A 1,469-nucleotide genomic window follows, 5' to 3' on the forward strand; every position below is an offset into this window, starting at 1 on the left:
CGCAATTGCCCGAGGGTTCGCCCTTCCAGGATTTCTTCGACGATTTCTTCAAGAACCGCGGCGGTGACAAGGACAACGGCTCGCAGAAGGTGCAGTCGCTGGGCTCCGGCTTCGTCATCGATGCCGAGCAAGGCATCGTCGTCACCAACAACCATGTCATTGCCGATGCCGACGACATCGAGGTCAATTTCTCCGATGGCGTCACCTTGAAGGCGACGCTGGTCGGCACCGACACCAAGACCGATGTCGCCGTGCTCAAGGTCGATCCGAAAGGCCACAAGCTGACGGCGGTAAAGTTCGGCGATTCCACCAAGATGCGCGTCGGCGACTGGGTGATGGCGATCGGCAATCCGTTCGGCCTCGGCGGCACGGTGACGGTCGGCATCGTCTCGGCCCGCAACCGCGACATCAATTCCGGCCCCTATGACGACTTCATTCAGACCGATGCCGCGATCAACCGCGGCAATTCCGGCGGACCGCTGTTCAACAGCGCGGGCGAAGTCATCGGCATCAACACGGCGATCATCTCGCCATCCGGCGGCTCGATCGGCATCGGCTTCTCCATCCCGTCGCAGCTCGCGTCCGGTGTCGTCGACCAGTTGCGCCAGTTCGGCGAGACGCGGCGCGGCTGGCTCGGCGTGCGCATCCAGCCGGTGACCGACGACATCGCCGAAAGCCTCGGCATGGCGACCGCAAAGGGTGCGCTGGTTGCCGGCGTGATCAAGGGCGGCCCGGTCGACAATGGCACGATCCAGGCCGGCGACGTCATCATCAAGTTCGACGGCAAGGATATTCATGAGATGCGCGACCTGCCACGTGTCGTCGCCGAAAGCCCTGTCGGCAAGGCGGTCGACGTGCTGATCGTGCGCAAGGGCGTTGAACAGACGGTGAAAGTGACCCTCGGCCGGCTCGAGGATGGCGAGAAGGCCGCCAACGCCGAGGAGGGCAACACCGATCAGGACAAGGGCGACAAGGCTCCGGCCGTTTCCACTGCTTCGGTGCTCGGCATGACGGTCGGCGAACTGAACGACGAGACACGCAAGAAGTTCAGCATTGCGGCCGATGTTTCGGGCGTCGTCATCACCGACGTCACCAAGGACTCGGCCGCCGCCGAACGCGGCATCCAGCCCGGCGAGGTGATCACCGAGATCGCACAGGAATCGGTTGCTACCCCCAAGGACGTCATGGACCGGATCGGCGCCTTGAAGGAACAGGGGCGCAAGAATGCGCTCTTGATGCTGGCCTCGAAGACCGGCGAGCTCAGGTTCGTGACGATCCGGATGGACTGAGATCCGGAAGATCGACAACACGACAACACTGAAAAAAGGGCGGCTAGCGAGCTGCCCTTTTTCTTGCCTGCCAGTCTTGGCGCGACAGTCTGTAGAGGACATGCCGTTTGAGATGCGGATGGCTGTCGGGAATGCTGGGGTGGTCGAAATCGCCGGACGGATCCGCGCTCATGCCGAGGC

Annotated in this window: 1 protein-coding gene and 1 pseudogene; one reads left to right on the top strand and one right to left on the bottom strand. The window is 62.8% G+C overall.

Going from position 1 to position 1,469, the window contains the following annotated elements:
* Window positions 1–1,289 (top strand): DegQ family serine endoprotease (locus EN914_RS35320; RefSeq protein WP_164779162.1); only part of this gene is annotated, 1,289 nt, incomplete at its 5' end.
* 43 nt (window positions 1,290–1,332) lie between these two features.
* Here the strand turns inward: EN914_RS35320 and EN914_RS39650 are convergent.
* A pseudogene (locus EN914_RS39650) lies at window positions 1,333–1,469 on the bottom strand (N-acetyltransferase); the annotation flags it as partial.

It is taken from the genome of Mesorhizobium sp. M7A.F.Ca.CA.001.08.2.1, assembly GCF_003998455.1.
GTDB lineage: Bacteria > Pseudomonadota > Alphaproteobacteria > Rhizobiales > Rhizobiaceae > Mesorhizobium > Mesorhizobium ciceri.